Genomic DNA, 2996 nt, shown 5'->3' on the forward strand with positions numbered 1-2996 from the left:
CGTGCGCACTTCGAGGTAGCAGTCATGCTGGAAAAAGTTCAGGTGCCGGTAACGCTTGACGATAGTGTCATGCACGGGATGCGCGCCGGCCACCTCAGGATGCGCGAAGCGGCTTCCGGCAGTGAAGTCGATCTGGATCGTCAGCAGCTTGGTGGCCGCGTCGAAATCGACGCCGCTCACGAACCACGGATCACTTACACCCAATGCGGCTTCGAACAGCTTGCTGTGCATGACCTGCCTTCGTCTTGATTATGCAGAAACCGGGACGATACCACCCACTGGAAATTCAACAGAGGCAGAAAGTTAAATGATTTAATGACAAATGGATTTAATGTCCAACCATCCCTGAAGGCTACTATTTTTCATGTAAAATATTGCAATACACTGCCGCATTACTTGCTTTCGTTAACTGGCCGATCACTTTGTGCAGCACATCGCTGCTCGCTGCCCCGCATTGATATGCTCGCCGCTAGCAGCTGTCGCCCCGTCAATCGCCTAATGAAAGCGACAATATCTCTCTGGAGGGTCGCGATGTAGGGGGATAGAGTTCCCTAGATCCTATGTGCAGGGGGCCATAGGCTGATCGGTAGAATCAGCCTGTCGGGATGGAGCTGCTTATGGGAGAGCGTCATCCGTACACACGGAACGGATTGGGTCAACGCGACGGACGCGGTGGTGGCTGTATCGGTTGAACTGGCGGCGGCCAAGTGGAAGGTCGCGCTGCATGACGGATGTCGCGAGAGTCCGTCGATTCACACGGTCGCGCAAACGGACCCGGCTGCCCGCCTGCAGGCGGTGCTGACGCTGATTGCAACACAAAGGCAGGCATGGTCACTGCCGCACAATACACGGGTCGTCGTGAGCTACGAAGCCGGCCAGGACGCATTCTGGATCTGCCGGGCCCTGCAGACCCACGGCATTGAATGTTACGTCGTGGATCCCGCGAGCATCCCGGTGGAGCGCCACAGGCGGCGCGCGAAGACCGACCGGCTCGACGGCACGAAGCTGGTCATCAACCTGCGTGCCTGGCTGCGCGGCGAACGCGACCGCATGCACGTGGTCCACGTACCATCACCGCAGGACGAAGCGTCACGCCACCTGATGCGTGAGCGCGGCCAGCTGCAGAAGGAAGTGCTGCAGCACCGTGACCGGATGCGCAAGCTGCTGGCCACACTGGGCTGCTGGGATGACGTCGACAGCAGGAAATTCGCCACCAGGCTCGCGCGCCGTGAAGTGCGCTGTCACGATGGTGCGCCGCTGCCCGAAGAGCTCCACCAACGGCTGCTGCGCGAGTGCGAGCGGCTGGCGCTGGCCGAGCAGCAGCTGGCCGCGCTGGAGAAGGCGTACCGTGCCCAGTTGCCCGAACCTGCGCGCGATCGTATCGATCAGCTCACACGCTTGAGCGGCATTGGACCGGTCAGCGGCTCGAGACTCGCGCTGGAGCTCTTCTGGAGGCAGTTCGCCAACCGCCGTCAGGTCGGCGCCTGTACGGGACTGGTCCCGCAGCCCTATGACAGCGGCGAGAGTCAGGTGGACCAGGGCATCAGTAAACAGGGCAACCGCCGCGTACGCGCGTTACTGATCGAAACGGCGTGGACGTGGATCCGCTACCAGCCCCGCAGTGCGCTCACCCGCTGGTTCAACGAGCGCACGCAGGGCACTGGCCCGAACCGGCGCGCCCGACGCATTGCGATCGTCGCGGTGGCACGGCGCCTGGTCGTTGCACTGTGGCGCTACCTGACGGACGCCGTGATTCCTGAGGGTGCACAACTGAAAACACCATGAGGAAACCTATTGAGTAGCAACACAACCGTTGGATGAGGAAAACATTCCACTTGGTCGAAGTGAACATGCCCGTACAGCCTGCGGGTTGCCCACGCAACCGATTCTCTAGATGGGGCATGTTCTTGGCAAGCCTTCCAGCGTTACGCGCATAGGATGAGGCCGGCGATGCCCGTCGGCGGATAGAAGGAAGTGAGACGTTGATGTCTCACGTGCGCGACCATCGGCTTCAGACCAGAGGAGGATGCAGTTCCGATGCCAACAGCAGCCACCCCATGTGCCTGCATGGTGGGGGGCGCGATACCCCCGCGCCCTCCACCATGAGGCAGCATATTGGCCCGGTGGGCGTCAAGGGTTCGGGCCTGACCGGCCCCGAGGCTTTGCCTAGCCCTTGACGCACATGTGTGGAGGGGAAAGAAACGGTTCAGTGAAAAATAGTCCTTGAAAATTTACTGCTCATAGAAGCAGGCTGTTGAATTTGGGTCCCGTGTAAACGGGGTTTGAGGGACGGGCGTTATTGATATCGTGTTCATGATCTTTGGCAGCGGCTGCGATGGCGGAATGGATGAGATGCAGGAACCCCTGTTCACGACGGTCAAGCTCGAGGAGTTCGTCCCGGCAGATCACCCGTTGCGACCGATCCGGTTGCTGGTGTCAAACGCAATCTCAAGTTGATACAGCTTCGGACGCGAACGCAATCGTAGTTTGATACACCCCGTCCTGCGGTTATTGGGTGGCGCTGACCTCCTTCGAATTGCGTTTGCGTTTGACGTCGTTCTCGTCGCTTAGGTATGGCGGCGGGACACGGTTGATCATGCCGGCCTGACGTTTCTCCTTCAGTCTGTACGGTTCTGTTGCAGTAAGGGTGTCGGGACGAGAAATGTCGATCTGGTAAGTATTGCTTATGACGCAAGGAAGTAAAACTGCTGGGAAGCAGACGACGGGTATTTGCCGGCACATTTCATCTGTCCTTTCCTGATCATGTGCATTACCTCGATGCCGCCGAGAATGACCCTCGCACGGTGGAAGTTCTTGAATCCCTGCATCGGCCGGGTCCGGCGTTTGATAGCCCGATGGTCCTGTTCGACAATGTTGTTCAGGTACTTGATCTGACGGACCTTGATCGGCGTCTCGCGATCGGCATTCACCGCATCCAGTGCGGCCAGATTGGAGCCGCTTTTGTCGATGGTCACGGTCTCTGGCGTACCATTATG

At 59.1% G+C, this 2996-nt stretch carries 2 protein-coding genes and 1 pseudogene; 1 reads left to right on the forward strand and 2 read right to left on the reverse strand.

The window, feature by feature from the left end; translation table 11 throughout:
• Positions 1-231 (reverse strand): annotated as a pseudogene (locus GCT19_RS41500) (ISL3 family transposase); the annotation flags it as partial.
• Positions 232-630: 399 nt separating this feature from the next.
• On the opposite strand from GCT19_RS41500, the gene GCT19_RS41505 reads away from it, so the two are divergent.
• Complete coding sequence (locus GCT19_RS41505; RefSeq protein ID WP_026228777.1) at positions 631-1785, forward strand: IS110 family RNA-guided transposase; 1155 nt, start codon at positions 631-633, stop codon at positions 1783-1785.
• 899 nt (positions 1786-2684) lie between these two features.
• Here GCT19_RS41505 and GCT19_RS41520 read toward each other — a convergent pair.
• Positions 2685-2996: DDE-type integrase/transposase/recombinase (locus GCT19_RS41520; RefSeq protein ID WP_152855056.1), on the reverse strand; the 312-nt coding region annotated here is incomplete at its 5' end.

Source organism: Paraburkholderia atlantica (genome assembly GCF_009362785.1).
GTDB classification, from domain to species: Bacteria; Pseudomonadota; Gammaproteobacteria; order Burkholderiales; family Burkholderiaceae; genus Paraburkholderia; species Paraburkholderia atlantica.